Source organism: Bacillus sp. 522_BSPC, from assembly GCF_001076885.1.
GTDB lineage: Bacteria > Bacillota > Bacilli > Bacillales > Cytobacillaceae > Niallia > Niallia hominis.
Genome location: NZ_JVDT01000077.1, coordinates 1 through 24,938 on the forward strand (window position 1 = coordinate 1; position 24,938 = coordinate 24,938).

Sequence of the window (24,938 nt, forward strand, 5' to 3'; positions counted from 1 at the left end):
AGAGCTGGCAGAACTTGTTGTTACGATGTCTAATTTATTTCGATATACAATCTCTCGTTCCTCAGAGGAGGAGTGGGTACGTATAAAAGATGAAATAGAACATATAGAGGACTACATGGAAATAATGAAAATGCGATTTGGAGAGCAGTTAAAATGGCATATAAAGCTACCTCAAGCATTTGAAGAAGTACGAATTCCTAAATTTTTAATACAGCCATTAGTTGAAAATGCTGTATTACATGGAGCAGAAAATAAGCTTGGACAATGTACGGTTGATGTTATTGTTGAACAAGCAGAGGAGAATAACCGAATAAGAGTTAGTGTTAGAGATGATGGAATTGGCATCAATGCGTCTAAATTAAAAAGTATTAAAGAATCAATGGAAAAAGGAGGCATAACCTCTGCAGCAGGCAAGGGAATGGCTCTTTCTAATGTATACAAAAGGCTTGCACTCTATTATCAGGATAGGCAACAAAAGGGACTAATAATGGAAAGTAGTGAAAATAAAGGAACATTAATTTCTTTTGAAATTCCAAAAGATGGAGGGATGTCTGAATGAATACAAAAACAATATTAATTGTTGATGATGAGCCAAGATCGAGGGAAGGGATAAAAAAAACATTAGAGAATTGGTCTAACGGGCAATATCAAATATTATTGGCAGCCAATGCCGAAGCTGCAATTGACACCATGAAAAAGCAAAAAATAAACATCCTCATAACAGATATTCGAATGCCGAGAATTACTGGTATAATGATGTTAAAAACGATGAAAAATCAAGAACATCAACCTGTAGTTATTGTTATCTCTGCCTATTCTGAATTTGAGTATGCCCAAGAAGCACTTCGATTAGGTGTTATCAATTATTTACTTAAGCCAATAAGTAAAAAGAAACTAATAGAAGCAGTGGAAGATGCTATTACGATTGATAAAAATAGAGAAAGAGCCAATATAATCTCAAAAGTTGTTGATGACAAGTTAATTGATGCCACCGTAACGAATGAATCGGCCCGAGAACCAATACAGAAGGCATTGCAATATATTGATAAGCATTTAAAAGAAGATTTAAACCAACGTGAAGTAGCTGACCATGTTTTTTTAAATCCAAGTTATTTTAGCGTGTTGTTCAAAGAAGAAATTCATTTAACATTTAGTGAATATATAACGAGAAGGAGAATTCAGCATGCTAAAAATCTACTTATGTCAACAAAGCTTTCCATTGCTGATATTGCAGAAGAATCAGGATATAAAACCCCTAAATATTTTATAAAAATTTTTAAGGAATTAGAAGGAATAACACCGAGTGCCTATCGAAAAACCAATGTTGAAAGGGCTTTCTAAAAATAGTTGAACTTTTTCTAATCACTGTTACCTTTTTTCGGAAATCCAATAATGATAGACTTTAATTGTAAGAAAGAAATAAATAGAATGTATAGGGGGTAGTTTTAATGTTTAATAGAAAAGCAATGTCAGCCTTATTATCGGTTGCTTTATTAATGGTTTTAGTTTTAGCAGGGTGTTCTTCATCCACTTCTTCTAATAATGAAAGCGCTTCAGATGATGATGGTAAAACAGTTATTAAATTTATGCATTTGTGGCCAGAAGGAAGTTCAAAAGCTCAGTTCACAATTGTAAACGATATCATTAAGCAATATGAAAAAGACCATCCAGATGTGAAAATACAAACGGAAATTTTAGGAAATGAGCAATATAAAGATAAAATTAAAGTATTATCTGCTTCTAATGAGCTTCCAGATGTTGGAGTTACATGGGCAGCAGGATACATGCAGCCATTTGTTAAGGGTGGAATGTTCGCATCATTAGATGATGTCATTGATAGCAATTTTAAAGATCAATTTGTAGCAGGTACAACAGAAGCCTTTGCTATGGATGGTAAAACATATGGACTTCCACTTGAATTAAACATTACACCTGTATATTACAATAAAGAAATCTTTGAAAAATATAATTTAGAAGTTCCTGAAACATATGATGAGTTCCTGAATGTTGTGAAAACACTAGTAGATAATGATGTTACTCCAATAACTTTAGGTAATAAAGATCGTTGGACTGGTTCTATGTGGTATATGTACCTAGCAGATAGAATTGGTGGACCAGAAGTATTAACAAATGCGATTAATCGCAGTGGAAGCTTTGAGGATCCAGCACTTGTTCAAGCTGCTGAAGAAATTAATAAATTAGTAGATATGGGTGGATTTGTAAAAGGATTTAACGGATTATCCAATGATGAGGCAAAAGGATACTTTATGAATGAGCAAGCAGCTATGTATTTAATGGCTACTTGGGAGTTGCCAAACTATACAACAAGCCCAGATGTTACACAAGAATTTAAAGACAAAGTTGGATACTTTAAATTCCCAACTTATGAAGGCGGTAAAGGCGATATTAACAGCTTTGTAGGTGGTCCTGGTGTTGGACTGTTTGTTTCTGAAAAATCTAAAGTAAAAGAAGAAGCGAAAGATTTTGTAGCATATCTAGTCCAAGAATGGGGCAAAAACTCTGTTAAAGATGCTGGCGTTATCCCGGCAACTGTTGTGGATACTTCCAATATTGATCTTGACCCAATGTACATTGATATTTTAAATGATCTAGGAGAAGCATCGAACTTAACATTATATGCTGACGTTCAAATGAGCTCAAGTGTTGCTCAAGTTCATTTAGATATGATTCAATCACTATTTGGCGGTCAGGCAACACCAAAAGAATTTACAGCAAAACAAGAAGAAGCGTTAGCTGAAGAAGAATAACAAATAATGAGTGGAATCTATCATAGGGAAAAAGATGGATTCCACTATTTAAAAATAATCATTTAATTATGATATTGACATTATTGATTTTAAGAGAAGGCTTTGTTGAACGATAATATTGGTTTGATGAAAAAAATCACATTAGAATACCCAATATTATCATTTGACAAAGCCCTTACAAATCAATAAGGAGGGAGAGCAGAAAAATGAAAAATGTGATGTCGAATAAATGGGTAATCACTCTGTATGTGCTCCCTGCACTGTTGCTCATTTTAATTTTAATCTATATTCCTATTGTATTAACAGGATATTATGGCTTAATGGATTGGGACGGTATAGGGGCTAAGACCTTTATTGGGCTAGATAATTATATAGAGCTCATGAAAGATAAAATGTTCTGGACTAGTACGTATCATTCGGTTTTATTAGCAGTATTTTCTGCAATAAGCCTAGTAGCATATTTAGTAATCTCGTTAATTTTAGCAAGTAAGATTAAGGGAGCAGGACTTTTACGCAAAATTTATTTAATTCCAATGCTATTATCCTCTGTAGCAATTGCTCAGTTATGGTTAAAAATTTTCGATCCAACAAACGGAATGCTGAACAAGCTTTTGGAAATGTTTGGAGTGGAAAATACACCGATATGGCTTGCAGATCCTAATTTGGTCCTATATTCGATATTCATTCCAATTGTATGGCAATATGCAGGATTTTATATCATTATTTATTATGCAGCTTTAAAAGGGGTGCCAGATGAAATTATGGAGGCAGCTAAAATCGACGGAGCTACCCCGTTACAAATCGCTTACAAAATAAAGCTCCCACTGATTGCTCCAGTAATAAAAGTAACGATAGTACTAGCAATTGTAGGTTCATTAAAATACTTTGATTTAATCTATGTAATGACTGGCGGCGGACCTAATGGTGCTAGTGAAGTAATGGCATCTTATATGTATAAGGAAGCATTTAAAACATATAATTTTGGCTATGGTAGTGCTATTGGCTTTGCGTTATTAATAATCTGCTTAGTGATGACATGGGTGATACAAAAATTAACAGCATCAAAAGAAGATGCTCAGTATTAAAGGAGAGAGAGGATCATGAGTGAAGTAGTTGTACAAAAAAATAATAAAACTAATTTATCCACATCTCCTAAAACAAGAGGATCAATTGGAAGTAAAATAGGATACGGAATTTTGTATCTAGTACTAGGAATAATTGCCATTTTTCAAATATATCCATTAATTTGGTTATTCTTCTTTTCTTTAAAAACGAATCAAGAAGTATTTGGCTTATCTCCATTTGCTCTTCCAAAAGATCCACAATGGGGGAACTATGTAAAAGTATGGACACAAGGGAATATAAGCCAATATTTCTTTAATAGTGTGTGGATTACTATTGTCGCAGTAGTTTTAACTGTAATTCTAGCAAGCTTTGTTACTTTTGCAATAACAAGAATGCATTGGAAACTAAGTAAACTTGTTCTTGGATTGTTTATGGTTGGAATTATGATTCCATTGCATTCCACCTTAATTCCTTTATTTAGTTTCTTTAATCAATTACAACTAATCGATAATCCGATTTCAATCATCTTATCGTATACAGCGTTTAACCTACCGCTTACCATCATGATTTTATTAGGATTCTATCAAGCATTGCCACGTGAACTGGAAGAAGCAGCTGTAATGGATGGTTGTTCGATCCATCGCATATTCTTTCAAATCACGCTACCAATGACAACTCCTGTTATGGCAACAGTTGTTATTATCAATATGATCTATAACTGGAATGAATTCGTATTCGTTAATACGTTCATTAGTTCTGATAAATGGAAGACTTTAACCGTTGGTGTTAATAATTTCGTAGGTCAATATTTAACAGATTGGGGAGCTATTGGAGCTACCTTAATGATAAGTATTATTCCAATTTTAATTGCTTTCATCATCCTAAGTAATAAGATTGTCGAAGGATTAGCTGCCGGCTCTGTAAAAGGATAAAAAGGAGGAAATAATCACGATGCCAAAAAATTTATTTTTTAATGCTCATCATTCTCCAATAGGAGCGTTCTCCAGCTTTACGCTAGGATTTCCTGGTGATGGTGGTGGATTAGATTTAGAATTAGGTCGTTCTCCAAAGCAAAATATTTATATTGGAGCTGAATCTTTAGATAATGAAGGGACATATGAAGCTTTTCCGTTCTTTGCATACCAAGCCGATGATGAAAGTAAGCGATATGATATTGAAAATATGGATCCAGATCCAGATAAGCCTAATATAATTTTTCCTATCTCTAAAGATAAAATAAAACGTAATTTTCAACTTGGAACAGATACATGGGAATCTGAGGATCTATCTTTTACTATTTACTCCCAAGTAGAAGGTGTTCCAGATCCAAAAGCTGCAGATGAAGAAGAATTGAAAAGTACTATTTTGCCAGCTGTACTTGCTGAATTGACAGTAGATAATACAAACGGAACAAGAAATAGACGCGCTTTTTTCGGCTATCAGGGGAGTGATCCTTATTCATCGATGCGAAGAGTCGATGATACAATGGATGGCTTTGCAGGTATTGGTCAAGGCAGATTGACTGCTATTGTATCCAACAATCCTGATGTAAAATCAGCAATGCACTTTAGTTTGGAAAATATTCTAACAACTCCTGAAGAAGAGAATTGGACATTTGGATTAGGACCTTTAGGAGCGCTTGTTATGGATGTCCCAGTAGGAGAAAAAAGAACATACCAATTTGCCATCTGTTTTTATAGAGGTGGGATTGTAACTGCAGGAATGGATACTTCTTATTACTATACAAACTTCTTTAATAATATCGAGTCAGTTGCTGAATATGCGCTTGGAAATTTTGATCTACTTGCAGACAGATCGAAAAATGCGAATGAAAAAATAACTAGTACAAATCATTTATCGGAAGATCAAAAATTTATGTTGATTCACTCGATTCGCAGCTATTATGGATCTACACAATTGTTAGATTATAATGGTGAACCCTTCTGGGTAGTGAATGAGGGGGAATATCGAATGATGAATACATTTGATTTAACGGTTGATCAAATTTTCTTTGAGCTAAGAATGAACCCATGGACAGTAAAAAATGAATTAGATATGTTTGTCCAACGATTTAGTTATCAAGATACTGTTCGTTTTCCCAATGATGATACAGAATATCCTGGTGGGATAAGTTTTACCCATGATATGGGTGTAGCAAATACAATTTCTCGTCCGCAATACTCATCCTATGAGTTGTATGGACTTGATGGTTGCTTCTCGCATATGACCCATGAACAGCTAGTAAACTGGGTGTTATGTGCTGCCCTTTATGTTCATCATACAGGCGATCAAAAATGGTTGGATGCAAATCTTGAGATAGTGGAACAATGTTTTAAAAGTATATTAAACAGAGACCATCCAGAACCTGATAAGCGTAATGGTTTAATGGGACTAGATTCTTCAAGGGTAATGGGCGGTGCGGAAATTACCACTTATGACAGTCTTGACGTGTCGTTAGGGCAAGCGCGAAACAATAGTTATCTTGCGGGAAAAATATGGGCTTCCTATATTGCACTTGAAAAAATATTTACGGAAAATGAAAGAGAAGATTTAGCTAAGCTTGCAGGTGAGCAAGCAGAAACATGCGCAGCAACCATTGTCGAGCATGTTACCGAAGATGGGTATATTCCAGCTGTCATTGGAGAAGGAAATGACTCGAAAATTATCCCTGCAATAGAAGGACTGATTTTCCCATACTTTACAAATTGTAAAGATGCGTTAGATGAACATGGACGATATGGTGTCTATATTCAGGCATTAAAGACACATCTTGAAACAGTGTTAACAGAAGGTGTTTGTCTATTTGAGGATGGAGGATGGAAAATCTCCTCTACAAGTAATAATTCATGGCTAAGCAAAATTTATTTATGCCAATTTATCGCTCGAGAAATTCTAGACTGGGAATGGGATGAAAAAGGGGCAAAAGCAGATGCTGCACATGTAGAATGGCTAACACACCCTGAGTTATCCGTTTGGAGCTGGAGCGATCAAATCATAGCAGGTGAAATCGCAGGAAGTAAATACTATCCACGTGGAGTAACGAGCATCTTGTGGTTGGAGGAACAGCATTAAAAGTAACTATGGTGAAAAAAGCATTCCTAGTGAAAGGGGAATGGGAGCTTAAGTAGCCCCATTTCCTTTATTTACAGTTATTTGCCAGAGAGATTTACTCTTAGTTTGCAAGAAAGATAAAAAAGACTAGGTAGAAAGTTAGCAGGACAGAAGAAAGTAGAGGGGAATTACATGTCAACAAAACCAATGGGAAAATTATATACCATCTGTGAATGGATTATGAAGCTGGCCTATATTAATTTACTATGGATTATGTTTCTGTTAAGCGGATTAATTGTATTCGGTTTTATGCCTGCGACAGTAGCTTTATTTACTGTTGTTCGAAAATGGTTTATGAAAGAAACCGAGATACCCATCTGGAAAACATTCTTCTCTGTCTATAAAAGTGAATTTATCAAAAGTAATGGTTTTGGCATGGTATTTGCAATGGCTGGAGCGATGTTGTATCTAGATTACTATCTAATTTTAAATTTAGAGGGAATAATCAGTATTATATCAACAAGTATCGTATTACTAATTTCTTGCTTGTATATTATTACACTTTTATTCTTTTTTCCTGTATATGTCCATTTTCAATTAAAATTCATCGAGTATTTTAAATATTCTTTTTTTGTAGGAATTTTAAATCTCCATTTATTGATTCTAGTAATCCTTGGAGTAGCTGCAGATATTTTTCTATTGATTTATTTACCTGGACTTCTACCATTTTTCAGTGGTGTTTCAATAGCTTGTATACTAATGTCAGGTGGTCTACTCATTTTTCAGCGATTGCAAAACCAGAAAACAAACAAGATTATCACGGAATAAGTAGAGTTTGAGACGAAATTTATCGTGAAAGAAAAATTCATAGAAAAACTTGTAAAAAAAATAGTTTGTATATTGAATGAACGAACTTAATCATGGTATAATTTGATTAACTTGATGGGGGAGATAGAATGACGAATATTCAAAGAGTAATTGATAAGTTAATCGAACCTGCAAGAAGATTTGAATCAACAACTGATATATTAGTAAAAGGTTCAGCTAATGTTGATGTTGAAGGAATTGTAATCGCATTCATGCTTACGCAAGAAGTATTAGAAAAAGCAATTTCTATTGGAGCAAATATGGTTATTACACATGAAGGTCCCTTTTATAGTCATGATAATTGGAAAGAGGCATATGCTGAAGATCCAATTTGTAATGCAAAACTCCAAGTAATAGAAGAAGCAAATATTAATATTTTTCGCTTTCATGATTACTTTCATCGCTACACTCCAGATGGAATTATGGTCGGTTTGATTCGAAAGCTTGAATGGGAGAAATATGTTGAAGAGAACCAACCTACTGCAACTATTTTAACCATTCCAAAGAAATCGGTTATGGAGATAGCGATGTATGTAAAGGAAAAGCTTGGCGCTCCTTTTGTTAAAGTTGTTGGTGATCAGTTAATGGAATGCAAAAGAATCGGAGTGCTGGCAGGTTATCGAGGTGGAGGAGAATTAGTCATTCCTTTATTTCAGAATCAACACCTAGATTTAGTTATAGCAGGTGAAGGTCCAGAATGGGAAGCTCCAGAATATGTAAGGGATGCTATCCACCAAGGAGAAAAAAAGGCACTTATTATGATTGGTCATGCAGTTAGCGAAGAACCTGGAATGGAGTACCTCCAATCATTAGTTCAAGCATACTTTCCACATATTCCAGTTCATTACTTCAAAGAAAAGCCATTGTATCAAATTTATTAAATATTTAAAAAGATAATCGCTTTTTAGGTATACTACCATACTAGTATTTTTCTGAAAAAATACAATCTTATCACTCTCAATCACTTCATTTAATTGTTTCATCTCAAATTTTCTATAATATTATATCCTTTTTCATAATAGTATTTCATAATTTAAAACTAGACTTCTAAAAATAGTAAAAAGTAAGCGCTTTATTAAGAAGGTGTATTTGCTTAATCTTTGTAAGATGAGGCTTTATTAAAGAATTTGTATATGACTAAAAAGTTACTAATAACAGAAATGGGGGGTCCTAATGGAAACTGAAGTAGTTCATTCACAGGTAAAGACTATTAGTAAGCCAAAAAGAAATAAATTTAAGACTTTGAAGATTGCTATACGAAAAGATTGGCAGCTTTATTCTTTGTTAATATTGCCAATCATCTATTTATTAATCTTTAAGTATGGTCCTATGTTTGGGAATGTTATCGCTTTCAGAAGGTATATGCCAGGCGGTAAGATTTATGGCGAGCAATGGGTCGGCTTGTATTATTTTCAAATGTTTATTGAAGATCCAGTTTTTTGGAATGTATTTAAAAATACATTTATTTTAGGTGGATTAACACTGCTATTTTGTTTTCCAATGCCGATTATTTTTGCTCTTCTTTTAAATGAAGTGAAGTCAAAAAAATTCAAAAAGTTTGTACAGACTGCTTCTTATTTACCGCATTTTTTATCTATCGTTATAATTGCTGGGATGGTTTTACAATTAACCGCATTAAACGGTTCGATCAATGCCATAGTAGAATTTTTCACAGGAGATAAAATAAGCTTTATTCAAAGTCCAGAATGGTTTAGGACCATTTATGTTACATCAGAAGTATGGCAAGGAATGGGATGGGGAGCCATTCTTTACTTGGCAGCCTTAACAACTATTGATGAATCCCTCTATGAAGCAGCGAAAATAGATGGTGCAAATCGTTGGAAACAAACACTGCATATTACGATTCCTGGTATCTTACCGACAATTGTTACCCTATTAATTCTAAACATAGGAAGCTTTCTAGCGGTTGGCTTTGAAAAAATCTTATTGATCTATAATCCTTTAACATATGAAACTTCCGATGTTCTTTCTACTTATCTATACCGGGTTGGTCTAGAGTCTAATAATTTCAGTTATGCTGCAGCTATTGGATTATTTGAATCTATCATTGGATTAATACTTGTTTTAACGGCTAATAGTATTTCAAGAAAACTTACAGAAAGAAGTTTATGGTAGGAGGGGAGACTAGATGAAAGAATCGAAGCAGTATAAAATTTTTAAGGTCTTTAATGTTTGTATTCTATTAGTAATCATTTTTTGTACGTTATATCCGTTCATAAATGTTGTGGCACAGTCATTTAGTAGTGAGTCCTATATTAATTCAGGACAGGTAAATTTATTGCCAAAAGGTTTTAATGTAGATACCTATCAAAAAGTTCTTAGTGATGATATGTTCTGGATAAATTATAAAAATACAGTTGTTTATACAATAGTGGGGACAATCATATCCATGTTTTTAACAACTATATTTGCATATGCACTTTCAAAAAGAAGATTGGTTGGCCGCAGGTTTTTAACAGTGTTTGCCGTTTTTACCATGTTCTTTAACGGAGGCTTGATTCCAAACTATGTATTAATCAATGCATTGGGCTTCGGTAATACGATGTGGGCAATTGTTATCCCTGGAGCAATTAGTATTTACAATATGCTAATAATGAAATCCTTTTTTGAAAATATGCCTGAAGAATTAGAAGAGGCAGCTTCTATTGATGGTTTAAACACATACGGTATTTTATTAAAAATAGTTTTGCCGCTAAGTAAAGCGGTAATTGCCACAATGGTATTATTCTATGCGGTTGCATATTGGAATTCTTGGTTTAGTGCTTTCATTTATTTAGATAAAAAAGAATTATTTCCAGTAACAATTTACTTAAGAAATATGATTGCAGGGGCAACAAGCGCTATGTCAGCAGGAGCAACGTCGGCAGACAACTTAACACAGATTTCCGCCAACATTAAAGCCGTAACAATGGTTTTAACCATTTTACCAATACTGTCTGTTTATCCATTTGTACAAAAATACTTTGTTTCTGGTGTCATGCTCGGCTCTGTTAAGTAGTAAAGCAGGGTCGCTAGCTAACTGGAATTCAGCGTAGTTATTTTTCTAAGAAGTGTTTACAATGCCATATCTTGAGAAAAAAACCTACGCTTTTCCTATATATATAAGGGGAGGAAATACCATGAAGAAAAGTTTAAAAAAGGTTGGGTTATTTCTAAGTTTATGTATGTTTGTACTTATTACAGCTGCGTGTTCTGATGATGATGCGGCAAGCACAGAAGTATCTACAAAAGGAGCTATGGAATCGTACTCGGTTGGAGACACATTTAAAGCTACAGAACCATTTGAATTACCAATCTTATATATGGAACAGTCTACATATCCATACGATAAAGATTGGCTACTATGGGATAAAATAACAGAAATTACGAATGTTACCTTAGAGCCAACAATCGTACCTTTGAGTGATTATACGCAAAAAAGAAGTTTGTTGATTAGTTCAGGTGAAGCACCATTATTAATTCCAAAAACATATCCTGGCGAAGAAACTGCGTTTGTTTCTTCAGGCGCTGCACTTCCGGTAAGCGATTACATTGATAAAATGCCTCATTTAAAAGATAAAATAGAAAAATGGAACCTAGAAGAAGAGATAGATACTTTACGACAACAGGATGGAAAGTTTTATGTCCTTCCAGGTTTGCATGAAGAAGTTTGGCCAGATTATACATTGATCGTTAGAACAGATGTCTTTGAAGAAAATAATATTGATATACCAACAACTTGGGATGAACTATATGTAGCAATGAAGAAGTTAAAAGAAATCTATCCAGACTCTATTCCGTTCTCCGATCGTTTTAAGTTTGATAGTACCCTAAATGTTGCTGCAACAGGCTTTGGAACAAAGGCAGGATGGGGATTTGGAAATGGATTGTCTTATATAGAGGAACAAGATGAATTTGTTTATGCACCTACTACAGACGAATACAAAGAATTAGTAACTTATTTTCATAAACTAGTAGACGAAGGGCTGTTAGATGAAGAGAGTTTCACACAGACTGATGAACAGGCAACGCAAAAATTTGTAACTGGAAAGTCCTTTATTATCAATGGTAACTCACAAACTATTAATTTACACCGCACAGATATGGATAAAACATTAGGAAAAGGAAATTATTCTATTTCAAAAATAACCGTTCCTGGTGGTCCTGCAGGTCAATTAATGGCAGGTTCTCGATTAGAAAATGGTGTTATGATTTCTTCAAAAATAAAGGAAAGTGAATATTTTGAAGCAATTCTGCAGTTTGTTGACTGGTTATATTACAGTGATGAGGGTCAAGAATTCGCTAAATGGGGAGTGGAAGGAACAACATTTACAAAAGAAGATGGAGTAAGAACATTAACGGAAGACGTCACTTATAACGGTTTAAATCCAGAAGGAACAAAAGATTTACGTGTGGATTATGGATTCTCAAATGGGGTTTTTGCATATGGGGGAACAACAGACTTACTTCAATCTATGATGAGTGAAGAGGAAATTAAATTCCAAAACGATATGAAAGCAGTGAAAACAACAATTCCAGCAGAACCAATTATTCCGTATTCTGTAGAAGATAGAGAAAGAGCTACTTTACAAAGCACACCTTTAAAAGACTATACGACTCAAAACACATTAAAGTTTATTTTAGGTACACGTGATTTAAGTGAATATGATGCTTTTATTAAAGAGCTAAAAAGTCAAGGGTTAGATCAATATGTAGAAACAGCAAATAAAACATACCAAGAATATAAGAAGAATAATAAATAATAGATGAAGAATTGATGAGGTATCCTATACCGACTAGCAATAAGGATACCTTATCCTATATATTTTTTCATTAGGACATTTCTTTATTCTGAAAGAAGGTGAAAGGCATGGAACATAAAAAAGAGTTTGGACAAGGGATCTTATTTACATTCAGCAATTACGTATATTGGATATTATTAACCAATATTTATTTTGTAGCAACAAATGCAATATTCATTTTTTTCTTTATGACATTAACACCAACGTTCTCTAATATCGGTTTGTATGTTCTTGCATTAATTCCATCTGGTCCTGCTATATCAGGATTACTTTATTCCATGGAGAAATTAGTGAGAACGAAGGAACTGTCACCCACTGCGGACTTTTTCTATGGCTATCGATCAAATTTAAAAGGCACGTTTTTCACCTGGACAATAATCCTTGCCGTATACTTTGTTTTACTCATCGATTTACAATACCTCCGAATAACAGTAACTCCAGTCAATCAAATGATTTTTATCGTATTGCTTGTACTTACTCTTATTTGGACAATGCTTAGTATCAATATGTTAGTGATCAATGCAAGGTTTACTTTTCGGATAAGAGATTTAGTAAAGTTATCTGCCTTTTATCAGTTTACTAAATTTAAAGAAACGATAGGCAATATATTGATATTATTTTTAGTTGCTTTTGTAACAGTATTTACGACTGATTTTTTAGTGATTTTTATTGCAAGTTTGATTGCGATGGGGATGACATTTAATTCTAAGGCGATGTTAGGTCATATTGAAAGTAATTTTCTAAAGAAGACAGGAAACAGTGATACAAGTGTATAGGATTCATAATTCAAACGAAGGAGAATAAAAATGTTAACTACGCAAGGAGTGAGGGTTTCTTCAAGAGATTACTCCTATAATATTTTAAAAGAAAAAATTATGAGTTTGGAATTAGAACCAGGTACGAAGATATCTGAAAAAGAAATTGCAGATGAGCTTAATGTAAGCAGAACTCCTGTTAGAGAAGCATTTATGAAGCTAGCACAAGAGGAATTGCTTGATATTATCCCTCAATATGGAACGATTGTATCAAGAATAAATTTAGAGCATGTAGAAGAAGGTCGCTTTATTAGAGAAATGGTGGAAAAGGAAATTGTTATACTGGTCAGTAAGGATTTTCCAGAAGTATTTCGTTTTCGATTAGAAAGTAATATTAGAATGCAAGAACTTTGTATGGAACAAAATAATTTTCAAAAAATATTTGAACTAGATGAGGAATTTCACCAATTATTATTTGCTGCCTGTCGAAAAGAACGAACATGGAATATGCTTCAGCTTCTAAATAGTCATTTTAAGCGATTACGACTCCTCAGATTTTCTAGTGATACAAATTGGGAAATAATCATTAATCAACATAAGTCCCTTTATCAACTTATTACGAATAAGGAAGGAGAAAAGGCAAGTGAAATAATGGAGAAACATCTTCGGCTAGCCTTTTTAGAACAGCATGTTTTAAAGGAAAAGTATCCAAATTACTTTATTGGCTAAAAAATATTTAAGCATTGTTTAGTAGGGAAAGAAAATTTCTATTTTATCTATTTAGATAGGTAGAGGATACATTTTCAAGGTGAAGATATGGATTATCCAAAGAAAAACCACTAACTGTTTTTTATTTCTTATATTCAGGTAAGGAGAGAGGGAGAGTGTTGATGAAAGTAATAGAAGAAGATTTTTTATTACAAAATGAATCTGCAAAAATTCTATTTCATGAATATAGTAAGTGCATGCCAATAATTGATTATCATTGCCACTTAAGTCCGAAAGAAATAGCAGAAAATAAATCCTTCGATACTATTAGTGAGCTATGGTTAGCAGGAGATCATTATAAATGGAGAGCAATGCGATACTTCGGAATAGAGGAGGACTATATAACTGGGAAGGCAAGTAATTATGAGAAGTTCCAGGCTTGGGCAAAAGTTCTTCCTTATTGCATAGGAAATCCTTTATATCATTGGTCCCAATTAGAATTAAAGCGATATTTTCAGATTGACACTGTATTGAATGAAGATACTTGCGATGAAATCTGGAATATTTGTAATGAGAAGCTTAAGCAAAAAGAATATACTGCCCAAGGATTTATTGCTAAATCTAATGTCGAGATGATTGGGACAACAGATGATCCTTTAGATGATTTAGAATATCACAGCATGATAAAGGAAAATTCTGAGATTAAAACAAAGGTTCTTCCTTCATTTCGACCTGATTCTTTACTTGAAATTAATCAAGAATCGTTCCTTTCTTATATAAGAAATTTGGGAAAGAAAACAAATACTAGCATTACAGATTACGAGGTTTTTCTAAAAGCGATTAGAAAACGTATTGATTATTTTCATCTAAAAGGATGTAGAATTGCTGATCATGGGTTGGAAGAATTGCCATATGAAGAATGCACGTTAGGAGAGGCAAGTCGCATTTTTCTAGCAAAGCTTGAAGGAGCAACCATTTCTAAACAAGAGGAAAATAAGTTTAAAACGTATACATTCCTATACCTTGGACAGTTATATTCTTCCTTAGGCTGGGTGATGCAACTGCATATTGGAGCAAAGAGAAATAATAATAATCGTATGTTTCAGTCATTGGGTGCTAATACAGGCTATGATTCCATTAATGATTTTACCTTAGCAAGACCGCTTAACCAATTTTTAAATAGCTTGGATAAAGATAATCAATTACCAAAAACAATCCTATATTCGTTGAACCCTAATCATGGTCCAATCATTGCCTCAGCCGCAGGAAACTTTCAAGCAGCAGGGGTGAAGGGGAAAATACAAAGTGGAGCCGCATGGTGGTTTAATGATCATAAAGATGGAATGATAAATCAAATGAAAGATTTAGCCAATATAGGGATTTTGTCAACATTCATTGGAATGTTAACAGATTCGAGAAGTTTTTTATCCTACACCCGGCATGAGTATTTTAGAAGAATTCTTTGTAATATGCTAGGGAGCTGGATAGAAAATGGAGAGGTACCAAAAGATTATGATTTTATTGGAAAATTAGTTCAGGATATTTCCTATTTTAATGCAAAAAATTATTTTGAGATTAATAGAGATAATTGATAAAAAGAGATGACTTTCTAGGAGGATTCATAAGTGAAGGTAGCGTTTAGATGGTTTGGTAGAGAAGATGATAGTGTTTCATTAGAGCATATTAGACAAATACCTGGAATAGATGGGGTAGTTGGAGCATTGTTTGATATTCCAGTTGGAGAGGTTTGGCCAGAAGATAGAATTATGGAGTTAAAGGAAGAAATCAATAGAAATGGTATGAGTTTAGAAGTTATTGAGAGTGTTAATATTCATGAAGACATTAAACTTGGACTTCCATCAAGAGAAAAATATATTGAAAATTATAAACAAACGATTCGTAATCTAGCAAAAGCTGGAGTGAAGGTTATCTGCTATAATTTTATGCCGATTTTTGATTGGACTCGTTCAGATCTAGCAAAGGAACTTCCTGATGGGTCGACTGTTTTAGCATATGAAAAGGGGAAAATAGAATCGATTGAACCAATGGCTTTAATTGAGCAAATGGAGAACTTATCAAATGGATACTCATTGCCAGGGTGGGAACCGGAAAGACTTAAATCCATTAAGTATCTATTTCAATTATATAAAGATGTAACAGAAGAAGATCTATTTAACCATCTTCAGTATTTCTTAGAACAAATCATTCCAGTTGCAGAAGAATGTGATATAAAAATGGCTATCCACCCAGATGATCCACCATGGTCTGTTTTTGGTTTGCCTAGGATCGTTCATTCAAAGGGAAATTTAGACAAAATTATTAAGTTAGTAGATAGTCCATCTAATGGTTTAACGATATGCTCGGGTTCTTTAGGAGCAAATCCTAATAATGATATTCCTGATATATTACGACATTTTTTGAAAAAAGAACGTGTACCTTTTGTGCATATTCGGAATATCAAAATTGCAGAAAATGGAGATTTCGAGGAAACATCCCATAGAAGTACGGAAAATGGCACGCTTGATTTATATGAAATAGTTAAGACGCTACATGATTATGAATTTAAAGGTTATTTCAGACCAGATCACGGTAGAATGATTTGGGGAGAAAAGGCAAGACCTGGTTATGGTCTTTATGATCGAGCTTTAGGAATAATGTATATATTAGGAATTTGGGATAGTTTAGAAAAAGGCGAAGGAATCAAACAGAAAGGGGAAGACAAAAATGTTGCCTTTAATTGAAAATCTATCAGGGAAAGTTGCAGTTATTACTGGCGGTGGAGGAGTACTATGTAGTTGTATGGCAAAGGAGTTAGCTAGACAAGGTGTAAAAGTAGCACTGCTTAATCGTACGTATGAAAAAGCTCAAAAGGTAGCAGAAGAAATAAATATCGCAGGTGGAACAGCTATTGCAGTTGCATGTGATGTAGTCGATGTCCATAGTGTAAAAGAAGCAGAGAAAATTGTATACGAAACTTTTGGGAACTGTGACATTTTAATTAATGGAGCGGGAGGAAATCATCCAAAGGGGGTTACATCAGAGGAAATTCTTCGTATGGAAGATTTAGATAAAGAAGGGATTACGAGTTTCTTCGATTTAACAATTGAGGGATTTTCATTTGTATTTAATCTAAATATTATCGGAACATTAATTCCTACACAAATATTTTCTAAGCAAATGCTTGGAAAAAGTGGGACTGTCATAAATATCTCTTCTATGAGCGCGCCAAGTCCAATGACAAAAGTACCAGCCTATAGTGCAGCAAAAGCGGGGATTGAAAATTTTACCAAATGGCTTGCTGTTCATATGGCTGAGACCGGAATCAGAGTAAATGCTATTGCTCCTGGCTTCTTTCTTACGAAGCAAAATGAAGGGTTGCTCAAAAACTCTGATGGCACTTATACAGACCGTATGAAAAAAATACTGGCACATACACCAGTAAGAAGATTAGGAAGACCAGAGGATTTATTGGGCACCTTATTGTGGCTAGTTAATGAAGAAACAAGTGGTTTTGTTACCGGAATCAGCGTTCCAGTTGATGGAGGGTTTATGGCTTACTCAGGAGTTTAACTGCTGAAGCTCTTAAAACAATATTTCCTGGGGAATTTCGACATTTACAAAAGATTGAAACTATCCTGAAGAGTAAAAATAAAATGAAAAGAATGATATTTTACTAGAAAATATTTCTGAAAATGTATGTGAACAAAAGAATAGGAGAGAAGGAAATGAAACCTATTATTGTAGCAGCAAAAGGAAAGGAAAAGTTAACAGAAAATTGGAAGTACTGTATCGGAACAGGAAGGCTGGGATTGGCTCTTCAGAAAGAATATCTTGATCATTTAAAAATAATCCAGGAGAAAATAGGTTTTAAATATATAAGAGGGCATGGGCTGCTTTCTGATGATGTTGGTATTTATCGGGAAATGAAGATAGGAGAAGAAGTGAAGGTATTTTATAATTTTACTTATATTGATCGTATCTTTGATTCCTTTCTTGATTTGAATCTACGCCCGTTCATTGAATTTGGTTTTATGCCGGAATTGTTAGCTTCTGGTGATCAAACAATTTTTTATTGGAAAGGAAATGTTACACCGCCGAAAGATTATCAAAAATGGAGTGATTTAGTTACAGCGGTAGTAGAGCATTTTATCGAAAGATATGGATTAGAGGAAGTAAAAAAATGGCCATTTGAGGTTTGGAATGAGCCTAACTTAGTGAATTTTTGGAAGGACGCAGATAAGCAAGAATATTTTAAACTATATAAAGTAACGGCATTAGCAATAAAAGCTGTGAACCAGGATTTACAGGTTGGAGGTCCGGCAATATGCGGGGGAGCAGATGAGTGGATTGTTGATTTCTTGGAATTTTGTCATAAAGAAGAAGTGCCAGTCGATTTTGTCAGCCGTCATGCCTATACATCGCAAAGTCCTAAGAAAGTGACTCCCGATTACTATTATCAAGACCTAGTGGATAATACGGACATGCTTCAACAATTTGAGGAAGTACGTGGTCTAATTAAAAAATCAGCCTTTTCTGATTTACCATTCCATATTACAGAATATAATACGTCGTACAGTCCCATTAATCCAGTGCATGATACACCACTAAATGCTGCTTATCTTGCACGCATATTGAGTGAGGGAGGAGATTATGTAGACTCATTTTCCTATTGGACATTTAGTGATGTTTTTGAGGAGTCTGATATACCGAAGGCACCATTCCATGGAGGGTTTGGGTTAATAGCCCTTCATTCCATCCCAAAGCCTACCTTTCATTTATTTGCCTTTTTCAACAGGCTTGGTGAGGAAATGCTCTATCGCGATGCCCAAATGATTATTACTCGAAAAGAAAATGGATCTATTGCCCTTGTAGCTTGGAATACTGTGATGGAAAAAGGGGAGGGCTTTGAAAAAGATTTATTGATACAAATACCTGTTAGCAGCGACCAATACTTTCTTAAGCGGCAAAGTGTCGATGAACACCATGCGAATTCTTGGAAAGTGTGGAAAGAAATGGGGAGACCTCGTTTTCCAGACAAACAGTCAATTGAAACATTAAGAGAAGCTTCTATACCAAAGCTTATGACGGCAAAAATAAATAAAGAGGAAGAGGGCTATTTAAAGCTTGCTATTACATTATCTAAAAATGAAGTAACGCTAATAGAACTAAATGAAATGAAAGATGAAACAGAAACATATAAAGGAATCGATGATAGTCTGATAACTTCCTATACGTCTTAAAAAAGGAGTGATTGTTTAAATGAGTGGTGCATTTAAAACAGGGAAATACCGAAATGTATTTAAAGAGTTGGGTTATACAGATCATGCTATTCAGACAAAATTAGAAGATGCGTGGACTCAAATTTTTTATGGAGATAATGACACTAGAATATATTTTCCTTCTAGTGATGGTGGTTACTTATTAGATACAGGTAATCTAGATGTTAGAACGGAAGGCATGTCCTATGGAATGATGATTTCTGTCCAGTTAGATAAAAAAGAGGAATTTGACCGAATATGGAATTGGACAAAGAAGCATATGTACATGCATACTGGTGAAAATGCTGGCTATTTTGCTTGGTCTTGCAATCCAGATGGAACAAAGCGGGCGTATGGTCCAGCTCCAGATGGAGAAGAGTATTTTGCACTTGCTCTATTTTTTGCAGCACATCGATGGGGAGATGGGGAAGAACCTTTCAACTATAGTCAGCAAGCAAGAAGCTTATTACGAACCTGCCTACATAAGGGGGAAAATGGAGACGGGAACCCAATGTGGAATTTAGACAATAAGTTAATAAAGTTTGTCCCTAATTGTGAATTTACCAATCCGTCCTATCATCTACCTCATTTCTATGAGCTTTTTGCTAGCTGGGCATTTCCGGAAGATCGAGGATTTTGGAAGGAAGCTGCCAAGGCAAGTCGTGAATATTTGGAACTTTCTTGCCATCCAGAAACAGGGCTCTCCCCTGAATATGCCTTTTATGATGGGACACCAAATAATGAAAAAGGCTACGGCCATTTTTATAGTGATTCCTATCGTGTTGCTGGGAATATTGGTCTTGATTATGAATGGTTTAGAGGAAGTGAATGGGAAAGGAAAACGGCTAATAAAATTCAGAACTTTTTCGCAGAAATCGATCCTGAAGATTACAGAAGATATACTATTGATGGAGTTCCTTTTTCTGAGAAATCACTTCATCCAATTGGGTTAATTGCAACAAATGCAATGGCTTCTTTAGCAGCAGAAGGCCCGAATGCGAAACGAATGGTTGAATTATTTTGGAATACACCGATCCGAAAAGGGGATAGGCGTTATTATGATAATTGTTTATACTTTTTTAGTTTACTGGCTTTAAGTGGTAATTTCCGAATTTGGAATCCTGCAGAATAAGGACTAAAGATTATTCATACTTGTAAAAAAATTTTGACTAAATCTACGAAAATAGCATTAATCCGGTTGCACCATAAACCTTAGAAAGTTCTCTGTGGTAAAAGCAGCAGACCCTAGCGCAGAAGAGGAAAAATCGATATCTGAAAAATGGATAGCAAGTTCCGATTGATGAAAGGGTAAAGTATGATTACTTATCATTTTTTTCACGCGTGGCTCTATCCATTTTTTTGCTAAGGTTAGACGATTGCCAATAATAACTTGCTCTGGATTAAAGGTATGAATGATATTAATTATTCCAGCTCCTAAATGATCACCAACATCATTCAATAGATTGATTGCTAGCTCATTTCCTTGGTTGGCAAGTTCAATCAAATCATTTAAATGGACTTGATCTGTATCCCCATGCTTCCATTCGGAGGCTTTCGTTAATAGATATTGCTCCGATGCATATAGCTCCCAACAGCCAATATTACCACATCGACATTTCATTCCATCCTTTTGAATGGTCATATGGCCTATTTCTCCAGAATAACCATTGCTTCCTTTATACAATTCTCCGTCCATAATAATTCCAGCGCCAATACCAATTCCCGCACTTACATAGATAAGATTTTGATAAGGTTGGCCGAGACCAAATTGCTTCTCTCCATATGCTCCTGCGTTTGCTTCGTTTTCAACTAAGACTGGCAGATTAAATAATTCTTCTAAAGGCTTTTTTAGGGAAACATTATGCCATCCAAGATTTGGAGCAAGCAGAATATCGCCTTCCATGTTAATAATGCCAGGTGCTCCAATACCAATCCCGATTACACCATAAGGAGACTCAGGAGCAATGTCCATTAAAGTAGTAATTATATTTTTAATAATCTGTAGTGTATCTTCAAAGGTTAAATTTACATACTTTTCATTGATTCGGTGGATGATCTTTCCTTGTAAATCAGTTAAGATTCCTAATATGTAATTGACACCTAGGTCGATACCAATCGAATAACCAGCATGTTCATTTAATAGTAACATGACAGGTCTTCTGCCCCCACTCGATTCTCCATGACCAGATTCATAAATTAATTGTTTGTCTAGTAACTCAGATACTAAGGAGGAAACAGTTCCTTTTGTTAAACCTGTTTGTTGAGCTATTTCAGCTCGGGAAATAGGAGCAGTGTTCTTAATTAAATTTAAACAGAGTGATTTATTCTCTTTTTTAACTAGTTGTTGATTCCAAGTGACATGCATAGCTATTCCTACTCTCCTTCTCATAATGATGGAATTATGTGTTTGTTGGGTTAATTTTCTACATACTCCGAATCTTGCTTTGGGTCTTAGTATAATTGATTAATTATACTATATTTTCTTTATGAACCAAACCGAAAGAGAATTTGTTTATAGTCTTTTAAGAAAAATCCAAGAGGATGTATAGAAAGTTAGTTTATTTAATATACAAACTTAGGGTTGGTTGTTATAATTTCTCTAAGAGCACTTATTTTTTAGAAATAGGAGAAGTACTGTATAGCTACCGCTTCCTTTATAATAGAATAAGGCTCAATAAATATTTGCGTAAGTATTCATAGCTAATGGAGGTGCTCACAAATTGAATTACAGAGATTTAGGAAACACAGGACTAAAAATCAGTGAAGTAAGTTTCGGTACATGGGCAATTGGTGGTTCATGGGGAAAGGTTGATGACAGTGAAGCATTAAAATCCTTAGACTTGGCGATTGAAAAAGGGGTAAACTTTTTTGATACAGCTGATGTTTATGGTGAAGGACATAGTGAAGAATTACTTGCAAAGGCAACGAAGGGAAAAGAGGATCAAATTCATATTGCGACTAAATTTTGTCGTGGCGGCGATATTTTTGCAAAGGAAACATACTCTTTGGAAAGTGTTCGCAAATATTGTGAAAATAGCTTAAAACGACTAAATAGAGAAGCAATTGATTTATATCAAATCCATTGTCCGCCAACAGATATTTTAAAAGGTGGTCAAGTATTTGAAGTACTTGATAAATTGCAGCAAGAAGGAAAAATTCGCAACTATGGGGTAAGTGTTGAAACAGTGGAAGAGGGGCTAATATGTTTGCAAAATCCAAATGTAAAAGCTTTACAAGTAATATTTAATATTTTTCGTCAAAAACCACTGGAGGAATTGATTCCTGAAGCCGAGAAAAAGGGTGTCGGAATTCTTGTTCGACTTCCGTTGGCAAGTGGATTACTTACTGGGAAATTCACGAAAGCGCATACTTTCGCTGAAGATGATCATCGAAAGTTTAATGAAAATGGAGAAGCTTTTAATGTAGGGGAAACATTTGCAGGTCTTGGCTTTGCAAAAGGTGTAGAGTTAGCGGATGAACTATCTTGGATTGCAAATGGTCGAGAGTCAATGGCTACAGCTGCATTACGATGGATCTTGGATCAACAAGGGATATCTTGTGTAATCCCTGGATTTAAAAATCGTCAGCAAATTGTTGAAAACTTAAAGGCTTTAGAAGAAAAAACATTTCATACCGAGGAATTACAAACTTTAAGAACTTTTTATGAAGAAAAAGTTAAAAATGCCATTCGAGGGCCTTACTAAATACTAAAGACAAGTTTGCAAAGAAAAAGAGCTGTGAATCATTTGATATTCACGGCTCTTTTTTCAGTTCCCTTATTTTGGTATCTCACTTTCCCCTTTAATAAATCTCCAGATGTCATGAAATACATTTACTCTATGTAAGGTAGTGATAATGACGAGAGAGACTGGACCAATGATCAGGCCAATAAAACCAAAAAGCTTGAAACCAACAAACAAGGAAATTAATGTTGCTAATGGGTCTAACCCAATGTTAGATGAGAGAATTTTTGGCTCCATAATTTGTCGTTGGACAAGCACGATAGTATAAAGCACGGATAACCCAATTGCGAGGACAATTTGCCCTGTGATAATTTCATAAATAATCCAAGGAACAAATATTAATCCTGTACCTAAATAGGGGATAATATCTACTATTCCAGTTAATAGCGCTATCGTAATAGCATAATCTACTCGGAGGATTAATAGGCCGATTAAAATAATAACGGTTGTGATGGAAACAAGTGTTAATTGAGCTTTTAAAAATCCGAACAACGCTTTCTTTAATTCAAAGAATACAGTTTTTCCACTAATTAGCCATTTAGAAGGAAAGAATTTTCCAAACTTTAAAGATAAACGAACCCAGTCTTTACTAATAAAAAATGTTGCCAATAAAGAAAATATTAGGACACTTGCTGCATTAGGAAACCAGGACAAGATAATGGGAATATTAAGGAAAATAGATTGTAAAAAATCTCCCATAACATTGCCAACTTGTTCACCAACTTTATTTATATTTGACATAATGGTATCCTGTTGGCCTGTTTCGAGATTATCAAAGGTTTGCGATATTTTATTATATAATGGGATGATTTGTCCTGCGAATAAATCTTCTATATATCGAATGATGATATCAATATGTTTTGGTACTACCTCTCCTAAATATGCTGTGCCTGCAACTATTTCTGCGATTAATAATGAAAGTAATCCAGCAAAAACAGATAAAATGAGTAGAATGCTTACAATAACCGCAAAAGCTCTTGGTAATTTACACGTAAATTGCAGGAAATTTACGAGTGGATTCATTAGAAAAGCAATAAGAAAGCCTATAATAAAAGGGTAGGTGACTTTGGATAAATAAAAGATGCTTACAAATAATAGGATGGTAGCAATAAGTACTACCATAAATCGAATCGTACGATACAAATAAGTCAAATTCAACGTTAGTCCTCCCATTTTTAGTATAATAAATAGTGGTCACTTAATTTATTAAGAATAAGAATAGAAATATATTCCTTTTGTCATTCATATTTTCTATACTTATGCTTTTTTAATCGGAAATCCTGCTTTTTATTATAAAATAATAAGTCGGATGGAAAATTTCAGCATAATTTTTTTAAAAGGAGAATTATCCATGTTTTTATTTAGCCAACCATATTTATTTTTATATTTGCTTTTGGCAATTGCACTTGTTGCCAAAAACAATTCTTTAATTATTGCCGTTGTTTTTTTGTTAGTATTAAAACTGATTGGAATAGATAATAAGCTTTTTTCTTTGATTCAATCTAAAGGAATTAATTGGGGAGTAACGATTATTACTATTGCTGTTCTTGTACCAATTGCAACAGGAGATATTGGCTTTAAAGATCTATCTGCAACATTTAAATCACCTTATGCTTGGATTGCGCTGATTTCTGGAATTATGGTAGCATTACTAGCAAAAGGCGGAGTAAATTTATTAGCCGATTCTCCTGAGATTACGACAGCGCTGGTTCTTGGGACTATTTTGTCTGTGGCTGTCTTTAATGGGGTAGCAGTAGGACCGTTAATTGGAGCAGGAATAGCTTATGCTGCAATTAAAGTGGTAGAGTGGATAACATAATCCACTCTACCGGCAGACAGTTGATTGGGATTTATGGTATAATTCAAGAATAAAAGAATATAGTGTAAAAGGGAATCAGAAAAAAATTTTTTTACTATATCT

Annotated in this window: 22 protein-coding genes; 20 read left to right on the forward strand and 2 right to left on the reverse strand. The window is 34.4% G+C overall.

Annotated features, from left to right (window positions below; all coding sequences use genetic code 11):
* The 18 genes from ADJ83_RS05595 to ADJ83_RS05680 form a co-directional block, all read left to right on the forward strand.
* Positions 1–559: sensor histidine kinase (locus ADJ83_RS05595; RefSeq protein ID WP_048717209.1), on the forward strand; the 559-nt coding region annotated here is incomplete at its 5' end.
* On the forward strand, positions 556–1,341 hold the full coding sequence (locus ADJ83_RS05600; protein ID WP_031534896.1) for a response regulator transcription factor: 786 nt from the start codon (positions 556–558) through the stop codon (positions 1,339–1,341). The genes ADJ83_RS05595 and ADJ83_RS05600, both read left to right, overlap by 4 nt.
* A 107-nt stretch (positions 1,342–1,448) precedes the next feature.
* Positions 1,449–2,768 (forward strand): extracellular solute-binding protein, encoded by a 1,320-nt coding sequence (locus ADJ83_RS05605; RefSeq protein ID WP_031534894.1) that lies wholly within the window; start codon positions 1,449–1,451, stop codon positions 2,766–2,768.
* Between the two features lie 206 nt (positions 2,769–2,974).
* The gene (locus tag ADJ83_RS05610; RefSeq protein WP_031534892.1) at positions 2,975–3,853 is read left to right on the forward strand and encodes a carbohydrate ABC transporter permease; all 879 of its coding nucleotides are present in this window, start codon (positions 2,975–2,977) and stop codon (positions 3,851–3,853) included.
* 15 nt (positions 3,854–3,868) lie between these two features.
* On the forward strand, positions 3,869–4,765 hold the full coding sequence (locus ADJ83_RS05615; RefSeq protein ID WP_031534890.1) for a carbohydrate ABC transporter permease: 897 nt from the start codon (positions 3,869–3,871) through the stop codon (positions 4,763–4,765).
* A 19-nt stretch (positions 4,766–4,784) separates the two neighbouring features.
* Positions 4,785–6,905, forward strand: coding sequence for a glycoside hydrolase family 52 protein (locus ADJ83_RS05620; protein ID WP_031534888.1), 2,121 nt, complete (start codon positions 4,785–4,787; stop codon positions 6,903–6,905).
* Between the two features lie 171 nt (positions 6,906–7,076).
* Complete coding sequence (locus ADJ83_RS05625; RefSeq protein ID WP_031534886.1) at positions 7,077–7,712, forward strand: YesL family protein; 636 nt, start codon at positions 7,077–7,079, stop codon at positions 7,710–7,712.
* Positions 7,713–7,840: 128 nt separating this feature from the next.
* Positions 7,841–8,632, forward strand: coding sequence for a Nif3-like dinuclear metal center hexameric protein (locus ADJ83_RS05630; RefSeq protein WP_031534884.1), 792 nt, complete (start codon positions 7,841–7,843; stop codon positions 8,630–8,632).
* 292 nt (positions 8,633–8,924) lie between these two features.
* Positions 8,925–9,887 (forward strand): ABC transporter permease, encoded by a 963-nt coding sequence (locus tag ADJ83_RS05635; RefSeq protein ID WP_031534882.1) that lies wholly within the window; start codon positions 8,925–8,927, stop codon positions 9,885–9,887.
* 13 nt (positions 9,888–9,900) lie between these two features.
* The gene (locus ADJ83_RS05640; RefSeq protein ID WP_031534880.1) at positions 9,901–10,770 is read left to right on the forward strand and encodes a carbohydrate ABC transporter permease; all 870 of its coding nucleotides are present in this window, start codon (positions 9,901–9,903) and stop codon (positions 10,768–10,770) included.
* A gap of 121 nt (positions 10,771–10,891) precedes the next feature.
* On the forward strand, positions 10,892–12,514 hold the full coding sequence (locus ADJ83_RS05645; protein ID WP_031534878.1) for an extracellular solute-binding protein: 1,623 nt from the start codon (positions 10,892–10,894) through the stop codon (positions 12,512–12,514).
* Between the two features lie 107 nt (positions 12,515–12,621).
* Positions 12,622–13,329: a DUF624 domain-containing protein gene (locus tag ADJ83_RS05650; RefSeq protein ID WP_031534876.1), complete on the forward strand. Its 708-nt coding sequence runs from the start codon at positions 12,622–12,624 to the stop codon at positions 13,327–13,329.
* A gap of 30 nt (positions 13,330–13,359) precedes the next feature.
* Entirely contained in the window at positions 13,360–14,037 is a 678-nt protein-coding gene (locus ADJ83_RS05655; protein ID WP_031534873.1) for a GntR family transcriptional regulator, read from the forward strand.
* A gap of 158 nt (positions 14,038–14,195) precedes the next feature.
* On the forward strand, positions 14,196–15,608 hold the full coding sequence (gene uxaC / locus ADJ83_RS05660) for a glucuronate isomerase (RefSeq protein WP_109767444.1): 1,413 nt from the start codon (positions 14,196–14,198) through the stop codon (positions 15,606–15,608).
* Positions 15,609–15,641: 33 nt separating this feature from the next.
* Positions 15,642–16,757 (forward strand): mannonate dehydratase, encoded by a 1,116-nt coding sequence (gene uxuA / locus ADJ83_RS05665; RefSeq protein WP_031534868.1) that lies wholly within the window; start codon positions 15,642–15,644, stop codon positions 16,755–16,757.
* Entirely contained in the window at positions 16,741–17,586 is an 846-nt protein-coding gene (locus tag ADJ83_RS05670; RefSeq protein ID WP_031534866.1) for an SDR family oxidoreductase, read from the forward strand. The genes uxuA and ADJ83_RS05670 overlap by 17 nt, the downstream gene beginning before the upstream one ends.
* A 155-nt stretch (positions 17,587–17,741) precedes the next feature.
* Positions 17,742–19,256, forward strand: coding sequence for a GH39 family glycosyl hydrolase (locus ADJ83_RS05675; RefSeq protein ID WP_031534864.1), 1,515 nt, complete (start codon positions 17,742–17,744; stop codon positions 19,254–19,256).
* A gap of 19 nt (positions 19,257–19,275) precedes the next feature.
* On the forward strand, positions 19,276–20,406 hold the full coding sequence (locus ADJ83_RS05680) for a glycosyl hydrolase family 8 (protein WP_031534862.1): 1,131 nt from the start codon (positions 19,276–19,278) through the stop codon (positions 20,404–20,406).
* A gap of 57 nt (positions 20,407–20,463) precedes the next feature.
* On the opposite strand, the gene ADJ83_RS05685 is transcribed toward ADJ83_RS05680, so the two are convergent.
* Positions 20,464–21,639, reverse strand: coding sequence for an ROK family transcriptional regulator (locus ADJ83_RS05685; protein WP_035415958.1), 1,176 nt, complete (start codon positions 21,637–21,639; stop codon positions 20,464–20,466).
* Between the two features lie 355 nt (positions 21,640–21,994).
* On the opposite strand from ADJ83_RS05685, the gene ADJ83_RS05690 reads away from it, so the two are divergent.
* The gene (locus ADJ83_RS05690; RefSeq protein WP_031534859.1) at positions 21,995–22,978 is read left to right on the forward strand and encodes an aldo/keto reductase; all 984 of its coding nucleotides are present in this window, start codon (positions 21,995–21,997) and stop codon (positions 22,976–22,978) included.
* Between the two features lie 72 nt (positions 22,979–23,050).
* Here the strand turns inward: ADJ83_RS05690 and ytvI are convergent, their stop codons facing one another.
* Positions 23,051–24,175, reverse strand: a complete 1,125-nt coding sequence (ytvI, locus tag ADJ83_RS05695; protein WP_031534857.1) for a sporulation integral membrane protein YtvI — start codon at positions 24,173–24,175, stop codon at positions 23,051–23,053.
* 193 nt (positions 24,176–24,368) lie between these two features.
* Here ytvI and ADJ83_RS05700 point away from each other — a divergent pair, with 193 nt between their 5' ends.
* Positions 24,369–24,836: a DUF441 domain-containing protein gene (locus ADJ83_RS05700; protein WP_031534855.1), complete on the forward strand. Its 468-nt coding sequence runs from the start codon at positions 24,369–24,371 to the stop codon at positions 24,834–24,836.
* Positions 24,837–24,938 lie beyond the last annotated feature (102 nt).